We start from the raw sequence: 20,505 nt of genomic DNA on the forward strand, positions 1-20,505 counted from the left end.
GGTTCAGCGATGTCGAATCTTTATAACATTGGACTGGACCGTAACCCTGCAAACTACCAACCACTGACGCCCCTTGGCTTTCTCGAGCGCACAGCATCAAACTATCCAGACTCGCTTGCCATTGTTCATGGCGACCTGAGAATTACATATCAAACCTTCTATGACCGAAGCCGTCAGTTAGCGTCGCAGCTGGCCAATCTCGGCCTTGGTCGGGGTGACACAGTTTCTGCTATGTTAGCCAACACGCCCGCCATGCTGGAATGCCATTATGGCGTGCCTATGGCGGGCTCAGTTTTACATTCCATCAATACCCGCTTAGAAGCTGCCACCATTGCTTATCAGCTTGATCATGCGGAAGCCAAGGTACTGATTGTTGATCAGGAGTTCTTATCGGTCGCCAAGGATGCACTCGAACTGGCAGAGCGTTCGCCAATTGTCATTGTTTACAGTGATCCTGTATGGGTTGAAGAGACTAAAGAAACACCCAACTCAACCTATCAGGACTACGAAACCTTTATCAGTCAGGGGGACAAATCCTTTCGCTGGTTGATGCCAGAAGATGAATGGGATGCCATTTCCATCAACTACACCTCCGGTACAACGGGCAACCCGAAGGGTGTGGTGTGTCATCACCGTGGTGCTTACCTTCTGGCTCTAGGGAATGTGTTCACTGCGGAGATGCCCAAGTATTCGACGTATCTCTGGACACTTCCGATGTTTCACTGCAATGGCTGGTGCTTCCCATGGACGATGTCAGCTATCTGCGGCACACACGTTTGTCTTAGACAGGTTCGCGCAGAGCCAATCTGGCATGCACTAACCGAGCATAAAGTCACTCACCTTTGTGGCGCGCCGATCGTCATGGATATTATTCTGTCTGACCAAACCCAGCCACTCTCTGACAAAGTGGCGTTTTTCACCGCTGCCGCGCCTCCCCCGGAGAGCACACTCGCGAAGATGCAGCAGGCAGGTTTTGAAGTCACTCATCTCTATGGTTTGGCAGAAGTGTATGGCCCTGCTGTCGTGAATGAATGGCATGATGAGTGGGATGACCTGCCGATTCAGGATCAAGCCAAACTCAAAGCACGGCAAGGGGTTCGATATCTACCGCTCGAGGCCTTGGATGTGATGAACCCAGAGACCATGGAGCCCGTCCCTGCAGACGGAAAGACCATTGGTGAAGTCATGTTCCGCGGCAATGTGGTGATGAAGGGATATTTCAAGAACCTGACCGCCACTGAGTCTGCATTTGCAGGGGGATGGTTCCACTCCGGTGACTTAGCGGTGAAATACCCAGATGGCTACATTCAGCTTAAAGACCGCTCCAAAGACATCATTATCTCAGGTGGCGAAAACATCTCATCCATCGAAATTGAAGATGTTCTCTACAAACATCCTGCCGTTGCAGTTGCTGCTGTGGTTGCCTGCCCTAATGAAAAATGGGGGGAAGTCCCCTTTGCCTTTGTTGAGCTCGGAGAAGGTAAAGTCGTCTCAGAGCAGGAATTAAAAACATGGTGCAGCAATCACATGGCTGGGTTTAAAGTCCCCAAACACTTTGCCTTTGCCATGATTCCCCGAACGCCAACAGGGAAAATCCAGAAGTTCCAGTTGCGGGAGCAGGTTAAGCAATCCAAATAGGCTTCATCGCGTGTTTTCTTGTACTGAAAAAGCCGCCAATGCGGCTATTTACCTCTGTCTCACGCTAGTACAGAAAACGCCATCTTCAACACCGCATTCACTTTCTCGACATCTTCTCCACGCGCACGCTGCGCCAAAGCTGCGGTTAATTGTGCATCGATGTAATCTGCCACAAACTGGTTAGACATGGTTTCAGGTATCTCTCCGCCTTCCCTCGCTCTCTGAGCCCAACCCTCGATGAAAGCCATAAATTGGTAATGAATTTCAGCTAACGCATTCTGTGTTTTGTCCCCGAGTTTAGTTTGGGTATCCCGCATTTTGACCATCAGGCACCCATCAGGTAACTCTTTTCGCTCATTGCAGACGAATTCCACCAATTCCGCCAGCACACCGCTTAGCGAAGTTTGGCTTTCTAACGTGGCAATCAAAGGGGAAAATGTTTGCTCAATATAAGCTGCTAGCGCTGCCTCCATTAATCCGTCTTCATTACCAAACTCCCTGTACAGACCGGGTTTGGACACTTCTGCCAGCTTGCAGATTTCGTTGATGGAAACACCTCGGGTACCTTCTTGCCAGTAGGCCTTCATTGCCACATCCAGAATACGTTCCCGGTTGATGGTCTTGGGTCTTCCCCTGGCCGCTTTGGTTTTTTCTTGGGTCATATTTAAGTACCAGCTGGTATTTTATTATTGACAGTATGTTCTGATTGGCATTAATGTACCACCTAGTATTTTAATAAACAATTCGAAAAGGACATCTACCATGGCGCAAGATACTCGCGGAAAAGTGCTGCTGACCGGCATTTCAGGCTTTATTGGACTCCACTGTGCGAAAGAAGCACTTGTACAAGGCTTTGAAGTTGTTGGCTCTGTTCGAAGTGAAGCGAAAGAAAATGAAGTTCGCGCAACACTTGAAGCAGCGTCGGTAGATACTGCCAACCTGAGTTTTGCTCATTTGGACCTGACCTCTGACAATGGCTGGGATGAAGCAGCAGCAGGATGCGATTACATCATGCACATTGCTTCTCCTTTCACGATTGCCAACCCTAAAACCGAAGATGAAATGATCATCCCTGCTGTTCAGGGTTCACTTCGCGCCTTGCGCGCAGGTAAAGCTGCTGGCGTTAAACGTGTTGTTTTGACGAGCTCCATCCTTTCGATGATGGGTACGATGAAGACAGGTACATTCGGCCCTGACAACTGGACGGATACCAACTCAACCGAGATCAGCACTTACACCAAAAGTAAAACGCTGGCGGAGCGTGCAGCGTGGGAATTCATGGAAACTCTTTCAGATGAAAACGCCATGGAGTTGGTTGTGGTCAACCCAGGTGGCGTATTCGGTCCTCCGCTTGGTAGAAACATCACAGGACAAACGATGACGCTGACCGACCAAATGCTTCGCGGCAAAGTGCCTATGGTGCCGAATATATCCCTGCCTATGGTCGATGTGCGCGATTTGGCTGTGTTACATGTTAAGGCACTGTCTGAAGCAGGTGCAAAAGGGAAACGACTTATTGCCGCCACTGCCGATCCGGTAAGCTTTTTGACAATGGCACAAGTGATGAAAGACCAAGGCTACAAAGGTCCAAGCACTCGAAAAGCGCCAAACTTTCTGTTGAAGTTCACTGCATTGTTTGACCGTGAAGCCAAGGGAATGTTGGGAATGCTGAACATGAATCTCAATGCCAATAACTCAGAAACCCAAGAGATCTTCGGTTGGACACCAAGACCTGCCGTTGAATCCATTCAAGATACAGCCAAAGCGGTTCATGCACTGCAAAGCTAATCCTGCTTACCAAGCGCTAACAGCAAAGAAAAAGGCCGCGATTGCGGCCTTTTTCGTTTATTCCACTCACCCCATGGTCGGCATAGTGAAATGACTATCGTGGGTTTCCAGCCTTACACTGGCTGGCCAGCGAGTGGTGACGGTTTTCATTCGGGTATAGAAACGTACGCCATCGTTGCCGTGCACATTCAGAGGCCCAAAGATTGAACGCTTCCAACCGCCGAAGCTGTGGAATGCCATCGGCACTGGAATTGGTACATTGACACCCACCATTCCTGCTAACACGTCTTCACTGAACTGGCGGGCGGTTTCACCATCGCGGGTAAAAATGGCAGAGCCATTGCCATACTCATGGCGGTTAATCAGTTCTAATGCTGTTTGGTAATCAGGCACGCGGACTACAGACAACACAGGGCCAAAGATTTCATCCTGATAAATGGTCATGTCAGGCGTCACATCATCAAACAGGGTTGGGCCGACAAAGTAGCCATTCTCATGTCCTTCCACCTGACAACCACGCCCATCGACAACCAGCTTCGCGGACTGCTCAACGCCCGCATCAATGTAGCCGACAATTTTGTCGCGATGTTGTGCCGAAATAACTGGCCCCATGTCGTTTTCAGGGCCGTCTACAATACCCGGGCCTACACGCATTTTGTTGATGCTTTCTGACAGCGAAGCCACCAGCTTATCGGCGGTTTCATCACCCACAGCGACAACAACAGACAGCGCCATACAACGCTCGCCCGCTGCACCAAAGCCAGCTCCGACTATCGCGCCGCTTGCCATTTCAAGGTCGGCATCAGGCATCAAGATACAGTGATTTTTTGCACCACCGAGTGCCTGACAGCGTTTACCATGCGCAGACGCCGTGGAGTAAATGTATTCCGCGATAGGTGTTGAACCAACAAAGCTCACAGCCTGAACACGGGGATCCGTCAGCAGCACATCAACCGCTTCTTTGTCGCCGTTGACCACGTTGAACACGCCGTCCGGCAATCCGGCTTCTTTCAGTAACTCAGCCAGCATCAGACCCAAAGACGGATCCTTCTCAGAAGGCTTCAGAACAAAGGTGTTACCGGTAGCAAGGGCAATCGGGAACATCCACATTGGCACCATCGCGGGGAAGTTAAACGGGGTGATACCTGCACACACGCCAAGCGGCTGCATAATAGAATGACTATCAACCCCAGAGCCCACATTCGCCGAGCTCTCCCCTTTTTGTAGATGAGGAATGCCGCAAGCAAACTCGACGACTTCCAATCCGCGGGTCAACTCGCCGACGGCATCAGAGTAGACTTTACCGTGTTCGTTGCTGATAAGGCGAGCCAACTTATCCTGATTCGCTTCAAGCAGCGCTTTGAATTTGAACATCACACGGGCACGGCGTAATGGTGGCGTTTTCTTCCATGCAGGAAAAGCGGCATGCGCGGCAGCCACCGCCGCCTCTGCTTCTTCTGCTTTGCTCAATACCACCTGACGGGTCTGCTCGCCAGTCGCCGGGTTGAATACTGCGCCAAATCGTTCAGTACTGCTTTGTGCGATTTGTCCGTTAATAAAGTTATGAACTGTTTCCATGTCTTGGGTCTCCATGTCTCAATCACATCAATCCGGCATTTCGCGCAAAAGTCGCCAAATTGTTATATCCGAGTGTTGCGTATGTCAGTGGGTGCGCAATCGAAGGATCTTGCTCTGCTTCTACCACTAACCAACCTGAGTAATCTGCCTGTTTCAGCACATCCATCACCGCCGCATAGTCAATACAACCATCGCCCGGCACGGTGAACACACCATTTAATACGGCATCTAAAAAGCTGAGCCTGCAGTTTTTGGCATCGTCCAGAACTGATTGGCGAATGTCTTTGCAATGCACGTGATTAATTCTGTCGGTGTGACGCTTGGCAACAGCAATCGGATCGCCACCAGCAAAATGCAGATGACCGGTATCCAGCAGCAAGCCGACTTCCGGGCCTGTTTCCGCCATCAGACGGTCCACATCCGCTTCGCTTTCAATCACGGTGCCCATATGGTGGTGATAAGCGATCTGTACCCCGTGGGATTGGGTGTACTTCGCCAGTTCCGTCAATTTTTGTCCGTATTCCCGCCAGCGATGTTCAGGAAACGCCGGACGCCTTTCGACAGGCATGTTTTGATTTCCGTGAACACAACCTGTCACTTCCGCAAACACCATGACCTTCGCACCGAGTGTTTTCAGCAGATTCAGGTGCGATTGCATCGCTTCTATTTCCTGCTCAACACTTCTGCTCAGCAGTTCACCGGAATACCAGCCAGATACCAGCTTCAGGTCGTGCTTTGCCAAAATCGGGCCCAACACATCAGGTTTACGCGGAAATTTGTTTCCCAACTCAAACCCTGTAAAACCGGCCAGTCTGCCTTCAGAAAGGCATACCTCTAACGGCGTTTCAGCGCCCAGAGAGGGCAAATCATCATTCGTCCACGTCAGTGGGTTAATCCCTAATTCAACAGCCATGATCGTCTCCTTACTCTCCGCGTTGACGCCAGGTTTCAATCAACCCGAGATAATTCGCCTTCACGGCAGCAACCAACCCTTGGTTATCCAACTCACCGCGCATCCACTGACGGCTTGGCTCACCAAAGATGGTGCGGCCGACAGCAAAACCCCTAACGGTTTTCGAAACTGACGAAGCAGCAAAACCCGCTTTCAGCTCATCGGCTGGTGCATCCAATCCCAACAGCACCACGCCACGACAATGCGTATCGCGTTGTTCAATCAGTTCATCTACCGCCTGCCAGCCTTGCTTGGTCAGTGGAGGCAATTTCCACCAATCTGGTTTGATGCCCAAATTGTAAAAACGGGTCATCGCGCGCAAGTAAAGAAAATCTGCTTCTTTCGCGGAGCTCACCTCGATATCTTTCGGCAAAATCACTTCCACCAACAACTCGTTCCCCGTCGCGCAACAGGCTTCATAGACTTCACGAAGCATGTTTTCCTGCTCCAATTGCAACCCCCGGGTATCGTCGGGGTGATAGAAAACAAGGCATTTAACGACCTGTTCTTTTGGCCAGCTCGCGAGTTGAGTACCAATGTTGCCGTGTTCAAGCCGCAATGGACGCGAGCCCGGCAGCTCGATAGGTCGACCTACCCACCAGCGCTCACTGACATGATTGCCAAACCCTGTTGCAGCGTTCAGCACTTCCATACCAAAGGTAGAGTCGCACAGAATCCCCGCTTTTCCTTTCAGGCCAGATTCCTGCGCCACTTCCTGAGCCGCTTGCCAGATGAGTTTTTTGAGATAAGGGATATGCGCGACGTCTATCCCTGCTTCCTGAGCCATTTCGACAAACTGGGAGCGATGGTCGAAAGCCAGCACACACAAGTCGCTCCAGGCCAGCTCGCGGGTGGTCACTCGGTGAAGGTGGTTCAGCACCCCATCCCTGTCTGGACGTGGGATTTCGTGCTCATGCTGAAGGTAGTAATCCAATTCTTCTTTGGTAGGCATGGCAGGAGAACAGCCGTGACGGGAAACCACCAGCGCGCCACAGGCGTTCGCATAGCGGCAACATTGCTCCCATGATTCATCATTCAGGTAGCCGCGAAGCAATCCCGACATAAAGGCATCACCCGCGCCGAGTACATTTAGCACTTCCACGCGCACGCCTTTCACCGTGATGCCGTCATCCAGAACGCTGCCAATTTCATCAGTGAATACGCTGCACCCCAGTGGCCCGCGTTTACACACCAAGGTCGCATCCGTAAAGGTACGGACAGATTTCAGCGCCTCCACGGAATCTTCCGAGCCACCAGCAATGTGGAACTCTTCTTCTGTGCCGACAATCAGGTCAAACAGGCCCAGCACTTCCTGAAGCTGGCGGGTGACTTCATCTGATTCGATGTAGCGGGTTTCACCGTCTCCCAGCGAGGTCAGGCCCCAAAGTACCGGGCGGTAATCCACATCCAAGGCTGTGCGAACGCCATGTTTGCGTGCGTAATTCAGTGCAGTGATGACCGCTTCACGGGAGCTTGGATTAGAAAGATGGGTGCCCGTAATAGCCAAGCATTTGGCCGAAGCAATGTATTCTTCATTAATGTCTTCTGGGGTGATGGCTTTGTCGGCACAATTGTCGCGGTAGAAAATCAGCGGGAAGGTATCTTCATCTTTGATACCAAGCAGCACCAGTGCCGTCAGCCTTTCTTTATCGATGATGATATTGCTGGTATCGACGCCGACACGTTCCAACTCTTCCGTCACAAATCGGCCCATGTGCTCGTCACCAACACGTGCCAACATGCCGGATTTCAGCCCCTGCCTTGCGGTACCGTGAGCAACGTTGCCCGACGAGCCACCCAAATATTTGGCAAAGGTTCGCATGTCTTCTAGGCGCGAACCGACCTGCTCCCCATACAAATCAACGGCGACTCGCCCAAGGCAAATCACGTCCAATGTTTTTTCTACCGTCGTCATTCCCGACTCCTGTCAGATTTCCCATCCTGTTCAGTGTGGCTGAACCTGAAAAATACACTTCATCTAACCGCATTATGAAATGTACGTTTCATTTTATACTAAGATCGAAACGGTAAGATCGCAACCAATGAAACAAACATTTCATGTACTATCTCACTGGTTGGATCATCCTTAAGATCACCACTAGACGACTGGTCTAATTTCAGATAATCTGCTTCACCATGAACACAGAAACCCAATCTACCCGCCAGCACATTCTCGACGTCGGCTACCAACTTATTGTTGAAAAAGGCTTTTCGAACGTCGGTCTGGCGCAACTGCTTAATCATGCCGGGGTGCCGAAAGGCTCCTTCTATCACTATTTCAAATCCAAAGAACAATTCGGCGAAGCCTTGATCGAAGAGTACTTCTCTCAATATCAGGCCAAACTGGATGCGCATTTCAGTAACCCTGCTCTCAATGGTTTTGAGAAGCTCATGGGTTACTGGATGAAATGGATTGAAGTGAATGACGGCATGTGTGGCAGTCAGCGTTGTCTTGTGGTGAAGCTGAGTGCTGAAGTGTCTGATCTGTCTGAGTCTATGCGTATTTCGTTGCTGAATGGCGCAAACCGTATAGTCGCTATGCTTGCTGATTGCGTTCAGATTGGCATTGAAGACGGTTCAATTCAGGTCAGTAACGCTGAACAAGCTGCCAGTCAGCTTTATCAACTTTGGATTGGTGCAAGCTTGATGAGCAAGCTCAACCAGAATGTAGATCCGATGAAACAGGCGCTGGAAAGTACAGAACGCCTGCTCAAAGGACAACACGCTTTTTAATCAAAAGGTGCAGCCGCGCCGATAAAGCCGCCAGATACACTTGGCGGATTTTTTTACCTAGTTACTAGACGACTGGTCTAGTAGTGATATCACAACGTAAAGGGAATCAGCACATGTCAGTTTCGTTGGAAAACAACCGCATTGTTCTAGCTTCACGCCCAGTTGGCGCGCCTGTTACCGATAACTTCCGTTTGGAATCTCAGGCGGTTCCGGCACTGAAAGAAGGCGAGCTACTGCTTCGCACCATTTACCTTTCACTCGACCCTTACATGCGTGGCCGCATGAGCGATGCCAAATCTTACGCTGATCCCGTTGAGCTTGATGATGTAATGGTCGGTGCCACAGTTTGTCAGGTAGAAGACTCACTGAATCCAAACTTTGAAAAAGGTGAATGGGTGCTGGCATACACAGGTTGGCAGTCTTACGCCGTATCTGACGGCGAAGGTCTGCTGAAACTGGGTAAATCCCCTGCTCAACCTTCTTTCGCGCTGGGTATCATGGGTATGCCGGGCTTTACCGCTTACATGGGTCTTTTGGATATCGGTCAGCCGAAAGAAGGAGACACCCTGGTTGTCGCGGCCGCGACTGGCCCTGTTGGCGCAACAGTGGGTCAAATCGGCAAACTAAAAGGCTGCAAAGTCGTCGGCATCGCAGGCGGCGAAGAGAAGTGTCGCCACGCGGTTGAAGTACTGGGCTTCGATGTTTGTATCGATCACAAAGCGGAAGACTTCGCAGAACAACTAGCGGCTGCTTGTGACAAAGGCATCGACGTTTACTACGAAAATGTTGGCGGTAAAGTATTCGACTCGGTACTTCCACTGCTTAATACCGGTGCACGCATTCCGCTATGTGGCTTGGTTTCTCAATACAATGCGACAGCACTGCCAGAAGGCCCAGACCGTATGTCTCTGCTGATGGCAACCTTGCTGATTAAACGCATCAAGATGCAAGGGTTCATCATCTTTGATGATTACGGTCACCGCTACGACGAGTTTGCAGCCGACATGGGCAAATGGCTGATGGAAGGCAAAATGCAGTACAAAGAACAAATCGTTGAAGGTTTGGATGCTGCACCAGAAGCCTTTATGGGTCTGCTGGAAGGCAAAAACTTCGGCAAGTTGGTGGTGAAAATCGCCGAGCCAATCGCTCTCTAATTCCCGCTCCACAATTGAGAAGGAATTGAAAAAGCCCGCCCGGTTTGCGCCCGGCGGGCTTTTTGTCACTTCACCTTCGAAAGCAACGTGTTAGGTTACACTGTAGTTAAGAAAGAATTTCACGCAGGGGATGCAATGAAAAACTGGATCGTTTTAATTTTCACTCATGGCTTTGCCATCGCTATCGGTTTCGCTGCTGGCATTTACGCACTACCCATTCTTATCGCGCCGGAAGGCCCTTCTGTTGAAGTGATCGAATCAACCGCGTCTAAAGCCAATTACTCTGGTGAATTTCGTAAAGACCTGAAAGACAGCGACACCTTCCATTGGGGTGAAGGCAAAGTGTCTATCGGCCCAGAAACGATTTCACTGATGGGAGAGCTCGCGCCAGGCCCAGACTATAAACTCTACCTTTCACCTGAGTTTGTTGAAACAGAAGCCGACTTCAACCGCTTGAAGCCACAAATGCAACGCGTGGGCGATGTAAAAACCTTCCAGAATTTCTTGGTAGAAGTCCCTAGTGATGTCGACCCATCGCAATTCAATACCGTGATTGTTTGGTGTGAATCTTTTGGCGAGTTTATTACCGCAGCGCGTTATAAGTAACATTATTCAATGGGCAGGTTCTCTTGCAAGATGACCTCAGTACGTATTATTTTGCTTCCAGTTGCTGGCGCTGAACCTGCCAATAATTCAAAAGCTCCTCTCGCAACGTCATTCATATTTTGGTGAATAATAGCATCCACTGCGTGACTAATTAGGTAGTCCCGAGAGCTAGAAGTTAGGTTGTGTGCAATCACCACAATATCTCGTTCTAGACCCAACTCTACCAAGGCACTGACAACCCCCCTATTACCTGAGCCTACGTTGTAAATTCCTTTTAAATTAGGTTGGCAACGTATAAGATCGACCACGTTGTAATGATTATCCTCTGGCCCATCCTTACCAGCTAACACATCCAACACTCGAATGCTTGGGCATCTTTCTCTAAGAGCAGCTCTAAAACCCATTTCGCGGTCTTCATGGCTTTGATACATTGAACTTCCGCATAAAATCGCCACTTCACCTTCATCAGCTCTAAGAAAACGCCCCATCAACGCTCCTGCCGTTTTACCAGCAGCGCGGTTATCCATACCCACATGGCTAAGCTGTGGAGAGACCGAAAGATTAGAAAGTAACGAAACGACAGGCATCCCTGTTGCTCTGATGGCACTCAAGCGCTGAGTTGTGCTTGGGTGGTCAATACCGAGGACAACAAGCGCACCAGCCCCCTCATTCAGAGCCTGCTCGATCGCATGGCTAAACGCTACTGGGTCAATACGTCGATAGAAATGAAAACTCACTGGTCTCTCGTAATGCCCACCAAAAGCCTGCAATGCCAATTTCAGGTTTTCATCAATCGAAGGTCCAGCGCCTGAAGGTAGGATGCAATGTATAACTCCTTTGAACTTAATCCTTCTCTCCTCTAGCGTTTGCCCCAACTTGGTATCTTTTAACTTTTGATAAGCTTCCCAAACCCTCTCAGCTGTAAGTGCCCTGACATTAGGTCGACGATTTAGGACACGATCAACAGTTGCCGTGCTGACTCCCGCTAGGTCAGCAATATCAGACAAGCGGAATTTTTGTTTTGGTTTCATCGTTAATTCCTAGTTGAGCTTTTATTATGATTTTATTTGAGGCTTTTAATTTATAAACATCAAAAACCATCATTTTTCTACGTTATCAAAAATAAGAAAAAACAAATTTATAATTGATAATGTATTTTCAATAGAGAGAACACGCTGTTTCTAATTGATGTGATTTGATGAAATCCACCATACTCCAAAGTCATTGCAATTGCTAAACACCCCCACAAAAAACCAATAATACCTATAAAAACAAAAGTATAGTTAGTTTATTACTTTCAAGAAAGAAGCGAGACTCACACTATTTTCAAGGGGGGCTTTTGTTTGAGCACAAGAGAAACTAGTTCTAACCTCCTATTATCGGTAAAAAGTAATTGATGTTTTTTGATTTTATTGACCCTTATTGAATTACACGGAGGTCTTCAGTGAAAAATGTAGGTTTTATAGGGTTAGGTGACATGGGATCACAGATGGCAATGAACCTCAAGAAGAATGGGTTTCAGCCAATTGGCTTTGACCTTAGCGAATCAAGGATGGAAGCGCTAAGAGAGATAGGAGGAGCAACCGCAGCAACCTGTTCTGACGTCGGCACATATTGCGATGTTGCTTTTGTTATGGTGATGAACGGGACACAAGTAAAAAACGTCGTGCGGCAGTTAGGGGAATCAATGCAGCCTGGTAGCACGATTATTGTCACTGCAACAATTCACGCCTCTGAAATTCGTGAAGCTTACGCCATTGCTCAGGAAAAGGGACTGGAGATGATTGATAGCCCTGTCAGTGGGGGTTTGGGCGGTGCACAGAATGCAACATTGACACTCATGCCTGCAGCCAAATCCAGCGTCCTCGAAGCCAATCGTCCCCTGTTAGAGGCCATTTCCAGCAACATTCTCTATGTCGGTGAACAAGTAGGGGCAGGACAAACCGTGAAAGCCTCGTTGCAGGCCTACATTGGTGCTTCTTTCACCGCTATTTTCGAATCATTGGTACTCGGAGCCAAAGCTGGTGTCGATGGCAAAGTCCTCTTTGAAGTTTTTGGCAAAAGCGCCGCCGCTAGCCCTCTTTTTAACAATTGCGCCAAGCTGATTCTGGACCGGAAATTCGAAAAAACGGGAAGTCATATCGCCACCATGTATAAAGATCTCAGCATCACAATGGCCATGGCAAAAGAAAACGGCGTGCCTATGTTTACGACCGCCTCAGCTTTCGAGTTATTCCAGGCAGGTAAAACCATGTATCCCGAAGGAGATAACTGGTCGATTGTAAAAATGCTCGAAAAAATGGCTGATACCAAGGTGGAATGGTAAGAAGAATCTATGGCGGCAGTGATAAATGAATCTTTCTGATGCACTAGGTACTTTCAATACCCCTGCGAAACCTTACCTTAACGTCACTGTCGCTATAGAAAGAATGAGCGTTACCCACTTACAAGTTAAGACATTGAAATAGAATGAAAGCAACACATAAGTCTAATACTCACTGGCCTAAGTTAAGTCGTGCCTATCGATTGAATAGCCACTAACGATTTCAGCTAGCAGATGAAAAACCTTAACCTAATGCCAATAGCTACAGAGTAAGAGATAAGAAACATGTCAGGTAAGAAAGCACTGGTCGTTGAAGGTGGAGCCATGCGCGGTATTTTCGCGAGCGGTGTGTTAGATGCGTTTTTGGACGTTAATTTTAATCCTTTTGATTTCGCCATTGGCGTGTCTGCTGGTGCCTCTAACCTGTTGGGTTATCTTGCTCAGCAGCCAAACCGCAGCTATCAGGTCATCACTGGTTTGGCGACCGATGATGCTTTCTTTAACCCTGCACGTTTTGTTCGTGGCGGTAATCTGGTTGACGTTCAGTGGCTGGAACAAGAGTCTCTACGCCGCTTCCCTCTCGACACAAACACCCTGTTCAACAACATTCCTTTGCTGGCAACCGTAACCAACGTGGATACTGGTGATGCAGACTATTACTGGGTGAAGCCAGACAATATGTCAAAAGTGATTGAAGCGACCACTGCCCTGCCGATCGCTTATCGCCCGACGCCGTGTTTCTCTGGTGGCTGTTACACCGATGGTGGCGTTGCCGATTCCATCCCGGTTGCAGAAGCCTATCGACGCGGTGCGCGAGAAATCACAGTTATCCTGTCACAGCCTGGCGACTATGAAATGTCTCCAATGAAAATGCCTAAGCTGATGGATCAACTGCTGAAGAAGTACCCTCACGTTGCAGATGCGATGCGTAAACGTGCCGAGCGTTATAACGCCTCGCTGGCGTTTATTAAGAACCCGCCAAAGGATTGCGTGGTGAATGTGATTGCGCCACCAGACACCTTCCCTGTTGGTCGCTTTACCATGAAAAAATCCAAATTAGATGAAGGCTATGGCATGGGTATTCAAGCGGGTCAGGCATACATGTTCAATATGTACAAAGACGTGTTAAAGCAGCAAGTGCTGGAAGAAGGGTCGACCAGAAAGGTTCGGGATTTGGTGGCTTGAGCAACATTCATTAGCAACTAACCTGTATCGGTTTAGACAAAAGCGAATTCGCAATTATCACCTTAGGCGTTCGTTTCGCGAAGGCTTTCTGGCGCATGGATAAAAAGCTACTTTGGCATACGCGTCGGCAATTTGAATTCTATATCTCTCCAGAGACCTGCTTCCTCACCATCTTCTGTTCGATTAAGAGGTGGATTGGATAAACAGTGCGTTTCGATGACCTTTAAAATCGAATCCACATAATTAGTATCAAGATCGCTTTTCTTGAGGCTTTCATAGATATCTATCCATGTATTGAAGTGTATATAGACCAGAGGTTGCCAGAGCGCGCAAAGCAGCAAGTATTCTCTGTGTGTTAGTCGATTTGCCAGATACGCCATGCGCGCATGCGCTAGGTCAATCATAGAGTCTGTGAGTGTATGATCAGCCAGTTGCTCACGCTCCAGAGCATAATCGAAATTTGTCGATGCAAGAGAATTAAGAGTACGGCGAAATTCTGGTGAAAATTGCAAATCGATAGCAATTCTATCTGCATCATCGAGTCTAGCCAGCGCCAATTTCTGATGCGCCCAATAGCAATTTATAACCACCTCAAGAAACGAATTCAGAAATGAAGAGGTATCTGGGAAATCAAGCTCTTGGACAAGAAACCCTGATAATAAACCTCTAAACTTCACCGCTTCTTCTGGAGGGTTTTCAAAGCTGAATTGAGACCGGAACCCTTGAGTCCGAGTGATGTACTCAAAACCGAGTTCACCGTACAGACCCAGAAGTAATGGGCCGGAGTATAGGTTAGCCCAGCAAAGTGGCCAAATTTCTCTAGGTGATTCAATATTGTCGTCATAGCAAATTGCCCCAGAGAGCATTGTCCACGCTGGTGCGGAAGTGCCAAAGCAAGAGTTGTAGGTGAGGCGCCCCTTCCAACTGGTAACCCAGTCCGTAATTCTGGTGGAAAGTTCTGGGTTTTGTTCTTCATTTGCCAACGCATATCTGTGTAAATTGAATATCGCCGCGAGGTCTAGCAACTCATCATTAACTCGCGACTGTCCGAATACTGTCAAAAGGTACTGTACGATATCGAGGTTACCTGTGCTAGCCGCATGCACAACCGAATCTATGGGGATCTCTTTCCCGACTGAGCATAAATGATTAACTAAAGTTTCGATGTAGTATTTATTGCAACCACATGAAATCATTGAACTTAGCACATCGAAAAGATCATGTGAGCCTATGAGCAGTGCTTTAAAGGCGTTAGGCTTGTCGTTCAACGCGCAATAAAGAAGAGGGGTTGTGTTATGCGCCCAGCTTGAGACGAACCGGTACTTATGACAGTCAACGCCTTGGGCAGTGAGTGCTTCGATGATTTCGACATTGTCCGTAACCAACGCTTCAAGCAGCGCGAAGTATCCGCTCGTAGGGCGATCTCGAATACGCTTGTTTTTCAAATCGGCCTGCCAGTTCGGCTTTGCGGAAGTTATAACCTCCTTGAGACCTGCCATAAACCTTTCTAGCTGCGGGTTACCTGGTCCTCCCACTGACTTATAAGACATGACAGAGTCGTAATCCGACTGATACAACTTTATCTTTCTCTCTGCCACCTGAATAAGGTGTTCGATTTGCTGAATGCTCAAGTCAGAACTATCAGCCCAATCTTTGTTGAGGTGGTCAAATAGGAGGTTGAGCAGAGTAATATCTGTCACTGGCATGCTCAAAAATTCAAGTAACGTTTTATAGTCAAAACTTGGAGAAGTTTTTATTATATCTTCGATGATGATTGCGTCAGATTTCTTCGCAAGGGCAATACGTGCCAATCTTGGAGAACTGAATGATCTCTGCCTTAGCACTTGGAACACCGTGCCTTTATCGTTCAAAAGCGCAAATTCAACTGGCAGGATATTTCTCTGTAATGGGCGAGATAAATCACACCCGGCTGCTTCAAGCTGATTCAAAAGGTGAATATCTTCTGCAAGTATTGCTGCCTCAATAGAAAGAATTGGCAACCGCCAATCTTTTATTATCGTGCCTTGCTCGAGAGCTCCTCTCCAATCAAGCATATTGGCGATTTGTAGCATTTTAAACTTCGCGATAATCTCAGGGTTTTCAGTTTTTAATACTGCGTCGTCAAGACCATCAGGTGGATCACTGTCTGTCCATCCATTTTTGCGTCGGTATTCAATCAAGGTGCTAGGTATTTCGTACACCAATCTATTTGACTCGTCCGGAGAATAGCTAGGGTATAAAAAGAGATGATCGAAGACTGAGCTCAACCCATCTTTAAAATCGAAGAAGTCGGCGTTAGGAACCCGATATTCCCATCCAGCGATTCCGCAATGAAAAGCTGAAGCCGTTTCATTGTTTTTAAAGTCAACAAAAAGTCTTTCAATATAGTCTTGTCCTGCCATTACGGGCAGTGAGGGAATAGAGTCTCCATCACTGTTTTGCCACTCATTTTCAATCCAACCGTAAAGATCTTTATATACATTGTCTTTGGGCGCGCAGATATTATTGAGCCCTAAAGTCTCTACAAAACCGGAAAAATCAGCGAGGAGATTATATTCATGTTCTCCACCAAAGCATTGTTGCCAGAGTTTTAAAACACTTCGAGGAATTGGCTGGCCGCATGCAGACTCAACAGCGTCTATTTCTGCTACGGTGATAGGTTCACGCGCTCTGAATATAGCTTTATTTCGATAGAAAACCACGCCTTGAGCGGCCAATTCAGCGCGTTCGCTGTCTGTAAATTCGCCCATACTAGCCATCTTTTTTTCAGGAGCTATTTCAATTTCTTTGACGTAAGAACCGGCTCTAGTTTTAGCCAGAGCCTGCAACAATCTCCCAAAGAGGCCTTTCACAACTTCATCTCCTTGCTACTTGCCCTTTCTTCCCTGTACATGGTTGGATTTCAGCCTCACAAAAAATTTGAAAGATATGCCATCGCGATAGTACACAGTAACGTGAGAAGTACAGGTTTCAAAAGTAAGAAGGAAACTCAGTCTGTTTTGTACCTCCTATTCAATCGTCAAACCGAAACCAACCAACAAAAGGAATGAATGCTGGCAAACAGAGAATCGTTGTTATGTAGCGAACGACGTAGAATGAAAACTGGGAATAAACACAACTAAGTACCCCTACCAGCTTTATGCCCCCAAAATTCACTTGCCCACCCGTCTCTATTTCTGTAGTTTAAAAATTCATCACCAAAAAAGAGTCACTTATGATTTTCCAATCTCTACCACTCTGGCTACTACTTCTTATGCCCTTCAGTCGGTAGAGTGACTCGTTTCCGGCTGTGAGTAGAACAGCCGGATGTCGTCCTCTCACAGCCTTGATTAAAACAACAAACCAACATCAAGGAAGTGAACGATGAATGACGCGTCTGTCAGTACGCAAGACTCCTCCGATTACCGAACCGGTATCATTTACGCCTTAATTGGCACGGTGCTTTTCTCTATCAAGCCTGTGCTTATCAAGCTCGCGTACACAATGGGTGGTGATGCCACTGCAATCATGAGTCTTCGCGCGGCGTCTTCCCTTCCAATTTACTTCCTCATCCTGCTCTGGCTATGCCGTAATGCCAGTGAACGCAGCAAAGTACGACAGTTTGGTTGGCAAGCAGCGCTGGTTGGTGTGCTTGGCTACTACTTCGCAGCATTGCTCGACATCATGGCGCTGGAGTTTATTTCAGCTCAGCTGGAACGCTTGTTGATCTTCCTGTTTCCATCATTTGTGGTGATCATCAGCTGGGTCTTTATGAAAGAAGCACCGCGAAAAGGTACGTTTCTCTCCATTGCCATTGGTTATGTCGGCGTTGCCATGATTGTGCTACATGATTTTAGCTCATTTGGTTCACAGGTTTGGCTTGGCAGTGTGATGGCAATTGCGGCAGCCTTGGCCTTTGCTATTTATCTGGTGTTGAGCAAGAAAGTGATTGGCCAGATGGGTTCCCAACTTTTCACCAGTATTGGTATGGGCAGTGCGGGTCTGGTGATCATGGCTCAGTATCAGGTAAAAGGGGCGCAATTCAGTGATATGTCGAATGAGCTTATTGCGCTGGGCGTCGTGCTGGGTTTTTTCTGTACGGTATTGCCTTCGTACTTTGTCGCTGCGGCCATGGCAAGGTTAACCCCTTCTGTGCTGAGCCTGACCAGCAATATTGGCCCAGCAGTGACCGCACTTTTTGCGATTACTCTGCTTGATGAAGCATTCACCATCTGGCACGGCCTAGGGATGATTCTGGTGGTTTATGCGGTGGTGAGAATCAACAAGAAGTCATAATTACGATATTTATCAAAAGGTAACGTATCGAAAAAGAGCAAAAAATGATCGCCAAGTTTGAGAATACATCGGCTAAACTCAACCCCCTATCAAGTAGCTATACCAATCACAGTAGGTAGCTGATCAGAAATAGCGCAGGAAAAATGCTCGAGAACAAGGCGGAAAATTTCGATAAGTAGTTATTCTACAATCAAATTTTTCAACGCAGTGATCGAGCATTTTAACAAGCTAGGATGAGCAGATATTTACTACGACTGGTATTGACATGAATACTGAAAAAGGGAGTCAAGAATGGGTGAAGCGCCGGCAGCCTCAAATTACCTGTACTATTTCATTCTGATGATCATTGCTTACCCTATGGGCGTCGTACTTTGTGGGTGTTTATTTTACGAAAAACGCCACCAAGACATCGCGGCGACCTACTATGGCCTCTTAGGTTTGGTTTTAGCGGGGTATTTCCTCTACAAACATATGCAAACCGACGTGGTTTACGGTAAAGAGGCGATTGAGATATATCATGCCAAGCAAGCTCAGGAAGCTGCTTGGCAACAAAGTAAAGAAGAGCGCCGACTGAAACGGACTCAGGAAGAGACATCCACCCCATAGCGGAAACAGCTCGTCAGATGATCGTTGACCATGCCCGTCGCTTGCATGTAGGCATAGCAAATCGTGGTACCCACAAATTTAAAGCCTTTCTTTTTCAGCGCTTTACTCATGGCATCAGATTCGGGAGTGGAAGTTGGGACATCCCCTAATGTTTCCCAATGATTGATGATGGGTTTCCCACCCACAAACTGCCAGATGTATTCGTTGAAACTGCCAAACTCTTTCTGGATTTCCAACACCAACTTGGCGTTAATCACAGTGCCATTCACTTTGAGTTTGTTACGGACGATGGCTGGGTTTTCCAACAGCTCGGCGATTTTCTTTTCGTCGTAAGCTGCTACGGTTTCGATGTGGAATTTATCAAAAGCTTCTCGGTAACCTTCTCGCTTTTTGAGAATGGTGGTCCAACTTAATCCTGCTTGCGCGCCTTCCAGAATGAGCATTTCAAACAATTGCTGATCATCATGAACAGGCACACCCCACTCTTCGTCGTGATATTTCTGGTCCAGTTCGCTTACATTCGCCCAGCTGCAACGTTCCATGTTTTCCCCGTATTTTGTGTGAATAATAATACTGTATATTTATACATGTCAATTGCGATTCGCGCAAAAAAAAGAGGACGCAATCATGAGACTGCGTCCTCTCTTTTCAGGGGGATTAATTCACTTTCACCGTTTGGTGCATTTCCAGCGATTCAAGTGCGCACTCAGCGAGGTACAGCGCCAATTCGCCGTCCACGCCAGTACATTGCGGCTCTGCTTTGCCTTCCAGTACATCAACAAAGTGTTGCCACTCAGCAATGTAAGCCTCTTTGTACCTTTCCAGGAAGAAGTACTGAGGCTTAGCCGCAGCACAGCTTTCATCGCCCCAATGTTCAACCTGATGCTCGCGAACATTGCCAGCTTTCAGCATGCCTTTGCTGCCATGCAGTTCGATACGTTGATCGTAGCCATAACCAGAACGGCGGCTATTGATGATGGTCGCCATCGCACCGGATTCGAAATGCATGACCACAACGGCACTATCGATATCGCCAGCTTCACCAATCGCTGGGTCAACCAAGCATGAGCCGTGCGCTGATACTGAAACCGGATCTTCACCCATGATGAAACGTGCCATGTCTAAATCATGAATCGACATGTCTCGGAAAATGCCGCCGGATACTTTCACGTATTCAGCAGGTGGTGGCGATGGGTCGCGGGACGTGATCACCAAGGTTTCGGCTTTACCAATTGCGCCAGACTCAAACAAATCTTTCAGGGTACGGAATTGAGGGTCGTAGCGACGGTTAAAACCAACGAGTAGCTTGGCATTATTTTCATTCACGACATTCAGGCACCCCCTGACTCGCTCCAAGCTCAGGTCTATTGGTTTTTCACAGAAGATCGCTTTGCCCGCTCGCGCAGCTTGCTCAATCAAATCCGCATGGGTATCTGTCGCGGAACAAATCACCACGGCATGAATATCCAGATCTGCCATGGCTTCTTCGGTCGTCATCACCTCGGCATTATATTCATCTGCGAGTTTGGCAGCGCCTTCATGATAAGGGTCTATCACCGCTTTGATTTGAGTCAGCGGGTGAGCGTCTATATTCACTGCGTGGACTTTCCCTATTCGCCCACAGCCGAATAACGCGATATTAAACATGGCCTCTCCTTTTGCTACTG

At 48.0% G+C, this 20,505-nt stretch carries 17 protein-coding genes; 9 read left to right on the forward strand and 8 right to left on the reverse strand.

Annotated elements, in window-relative coordinates; translation table 11 throughout:
- Positions 1–9: 9 nt before the first annotated feature.
- A complete protein-coding gene (locus tag D515_RS16400; RefSeq protein WP_002540137.1) occupies positions 10–1,638 on the forward strand; it encodes an acyl-CoA synthetase in 1,629 nt (542 codons plus the stop codon).
- 59 nt (positions 1,639–1,697) lie between these two features.
- Here the strand turns inward: D515_RS16400 and D515_RS16405 are convergent, their stop codons facing one another.
- A complete protein-coding gene (locus D515_RS16405) occupies positions 1,698–2,300 on the reverse strand; it encodes a TetR/AcrR family transcriptional regulator (protein ID WP_002540138.1) in 603 nt (200 codons plus the stop codon).
- 100 nt (positions 2,301–2,400) lie between these two features.
- On the opposite strand from D515_RS16405, the gene D515_RS16410 reads away from it, so the two are divergent.
- Positions 2,401–3,426: an NAD-dependent epimerase/dehydratase family protein gene (locus D515_RS16410; RefSeq protein ID WP_002540139.1), complete on the forward strand. Its 1,026-nt coding sequence runs from the start codon at positions 2,401–2,403 to the stop codon at positions 3,424–3,426.
- Between the two features lie 66 nt (positions 3,427–3,492).
- On the opposite strand, the gene D515_RS16415 is transcribed toward D515_RS16410, so the two are convergent.
- From D515_RS16415 to D515_RS16425, 3 genes are read right to left on the reverse strand one after another with little or no spacing between them, the layout of a single operon-like run.
- Positions 3,493–5,004: a CoA-acylating methylmalonate-semialdehyde dehydrogenase gene (locus D515_RS16415; protein ID WP_002540140.1), complete on the reverse strand. Its 1,512-nt coding sequence runs from the start codon at positions 5,002–5,004 to the stop codon at positions 3,493–3,495.
- Between the two features lie 22 nt (positions 5,005–5,026).
- A complete protein-coding gene (gene iolE, locus D515_RS16420) occupies positions 5,027–5,917 on the reverse strand; it encodes a myo-inosose-2 dehydratase (RefSeq protein ID WP_002540141.1) in 891 nt (296 codons plus the stop codon).
- A gap of 10 nt (positions 5,918–5,927) precedes the next feature.
- Positions 5,928–7,871: a bifunctional 5-dehydro-2-deoxygluconokinase/5-dehydro-2-deoxyphosphogluconate aldolase gene (locus D515_RS16425; protein WP_002540142.1), complete on the reverse strand. Its 1,944-nt coding sequence runs from the start codon at positions 7,869–7,871 to the stop codon at positions 5,928–5,930.
- 221 nt (positions 7,872–8,092) lie between these two features.
- On the opposite strand from D515_RS16425, the gene D515_RS16430 reads away from it, so the two are divergent.
- The 3 genes from D515_RS16430 (at position 8,093) to D515_RS16440 (ending at position 10,449) form a co-directional block, all read left to right on the forward strand.
- Positions 8,093–8,689: a TetR/AcrR family transcriptional regulator gene (locus D515_RS16430; RefSeq protein ID WP_002540143.1), complete on the forward strand. Its 597-nt coding sequence runs from the start codon at positions 8,093–8,095 to the stop codon at positions 8,687–8,689.
- Between the two features lie 113 nt (positions 8,690–8,802).
- The gene (locus D515_RS16435; RefSeq protein WP_002540144.1) at positions 8,803–9,843 is read left to right on the forward strand and encodes an NADP-dependent oxidoreductase; all 1,041 of its coding nucleotides are present in this window, start codon (positions 8,803–8,805) and stop codon (positions 9,841–9,843) included.
- Positions 9,844–9,978: 135 nt separating this feature from the next.
- Positions 9,979–10,449, forward strand: a complete 471-nt coding sequence (locus tag D515_RS16440; RefSeq protein WP_002540145.1) for a DM13 domain-containing protein — start codon at positions 9,979–9,981, stop codon at positions 10,447–10,449.
- A 2-nt stretch (positions 10,450–10,451) separates the two neighbouring features.
- Here the strand turns inward: D515_RS16440 and D515_RS16445 are convergent, their stop codons facing one another.
- A complete protein-coding gene (locus tag D515_RS16445; RefSeq protein ID WP_002540146.1) occupies positions 10,452–11,480 on the reverse strand; it encodes a LacI family DNA-binding transcriptional regulator in 1,029 nt (342 codons plus the stop codon).
- Between the two features lie 413 nt (positions 11,481–11,893).
- Here D515_RS16445 and D515_RS16450 point away from each other — a divergent pair, with 413 nt between their 5' ends.
- Positions 11,894–12,775: an NAD(P)-dependent oxidoreductase gene (locus tag D515_RS16450; RefSeq protein WP_002540147.1), complete on the forward strand. Its 882-nt coding sequence runs from the start codon at positions 11,894–11,896 to the stop codon at positions 12,773–12,775.
- Between the two features lie 282 nt (positions 12,776–13,057).
- Positions 13,058–13,957: a patatin-like phospholipase family protein gene (locus tag D515_RS16455; protein WP_002540149.1), complete on the forward strand. Its 900-nt coding sequence runs from the start codon at positions 13,058–13,060 to the stop codon at positions 13,955–13,957.
- Between the two features lie 107 nt (positions 13,958–14,064).
- Here D515_RS16455 and D515_RS16460 read toward each other — a convergent pair whose 3' ends face one another.
- Complete coding sequence (locus D515_RS16460; protein WP_002540150.1) at positions 14,065–16,809, reverse strand: SMI1/KNR4 family protein; 2,745 nt, start codon at positions 16,807–16,809, stop codon at positions 14,065–14,067.
- 511 nt (positions 16,810–17,320) lie between these two features.
- Between D515_RS16460 and D515_RS16465 the strand changes: the two genes are divergently transcribed.
- Entirely contained in the window at positions 17,321–18,232 is a 912-nt protein-coding gene (locus D515_RS16465) for a DMT family transporter (protein ID WP_002540151.1), read from the forward strand.
- Between the two features lie 291 nt (positions 18,233–18,523).
- Positions 18,524–18,838 (forward strand): hypothetical protein, encoded by a 315-nt coding sequence (locus tag D515_RS16470; RefSeq protein WP_002540152.1) that lies wholly within the window; start codon positions 18,524–18,526, stop codon positions 18,836–18,838.
- Here D515_RS16470 and D515_RS16475 read toward each other — a convergent pair.
- Positions 18,814–19,380, reverse strand: coding sequence for a DNA-3-methyladenine glycosylase I (locus tag D515_RS16475; RefSeq protein WP_002540153.1), 567 nt, complete (start codon positions 19,378–19,380; stop codon positions 18,814–18,816). The genes D515_RS16470 and D515_RS16475 overlap by 25 nt on opposite strands.
- Before the next feature lie 115 nt (positions 19,381–19,495).
- Positions 19,496–20,485, reverse strand: coding sequence for an inositol 2-dehydrogenase (gene iolG / locus D515_RS16480; RefSeq protein WP_002540154.1), 990 nt, complete (start codon positions 20,483–20,485; stop codon positions 19,496–19,498).
- Between the last annotated feature and the right edge of the window lie 20 nt (positions 20,486–20,505).

Origin of the sequence: Grimontia indica, assembly GCF_000333895.2 — a bacterium.
Lineage (GTDB): Bacteria > Pseudomonadota > Gammaproteobacteria > Enterobacterales > Vibrionaceae > Enterovibrio > Enterovibrio indicus.

Bases quoted from the DNA above. Each gene is read 5' to 3' on its own strand.
- D515_RS16410 (WP_002540139.1), top strand. From the start codon at position 2,401: ATGGCGCAAGATACTCGCGGAAAAGTGCTGCTGACCGGCATTTCAGGC.
- D515_RS16445 (WP_002540146.1), bottom strand. From the start codon at position 11,480: ATGAAACCAAAACAAAAATTCCGCTTGTCTGATATTGCTGACCTAGCG.
- D515_RS16400 (WP_002540137.1), top strand. From the start codon at position 10: ATGTCGAATCTTTATAACATTGGACTGGACCGTAACCCTGCAAACTAC.
- D515_RS16470 (WP_002540152.1), top strand. From the start codon at position 18,524: ATGGGTGAAGCGCCGGCAGCCTCAAATTACCTGTACTATTTCATTCTG.
- D515_RS16415 (WP_002540140.1), bottom strand. From the start codon at position 5,004: ATGGAAACAGTTCATAACTTTATTAACGGACAAATCGCACAAAGCAGT.
- D515_RS16440 (WP_002540145.1), top strand. From the start codon at position 9,979: ATGAAAAACTGGATCGTTTTAATTTTCACTCATGGCTTTGCCATCGCT.
- D515_RS16475 (WP_002540153.1), bottom strand. From the start codon at position 19,380: ATGGAACGTTGCAGCTGGGCGAATGTAAGCGAACTGGACCAGAAATAT.
- D515_RS16435 (WP_002540144.1), top strand. From the start codon at position 8,803: ATGTCAGTTTCGTTGGAAAACAACCGCATTGTTCTAGCTTCACGCCCA.
- D515_RS16430 (WP_002540143.1), top strand. From the start codon at position 8,093: ATGAACACAGAAACCCAATCTACCCGCCAGCACATTCTCGACGTCGGC.
- D515_RS16465 (WP_002540151.1), top strand. From the start codon at position 17,321: ATGAATGACGCGTCTGTCAGTACGCAAGACTCCTCCGATTACCGAACC.
- D515_RS16455 (WP_002540149.1), top strand. From the start codon at position 13,058: ATGTCAGGTAAGAAAGCACTGGTCGTTGAAGGTGGAGCCATGCGCGGT.
- iolG (WP_002540154.1), bottom strand. From the start codon at position 20,485: ATGTTTAATATCGCGTTATTCGGCTGTGGGCGAATAGGGAAAGTCCAC.
- D515_RS16405 (WP_002540138.1), bottom strand. From the start codon at position 2,300: ATGACCCAAGAAAAAACCAAAGCGGCCAGGGGAAGACCCAAGACCATC.
- D515_RS16425 (WP_002540142.1), bottom strand. From the start codon at position 7,871: ATGACGACGGTAGAAAAAACATTGGACGTGATTTGCCTTGGGCGAGTC.
- iolE (WP_002540141.1), bottom strand. From the start codon at position 5,917: ATGGCTGTTGAATTAGGGATTAACCCACTGACGTGGACGAATGATGAT.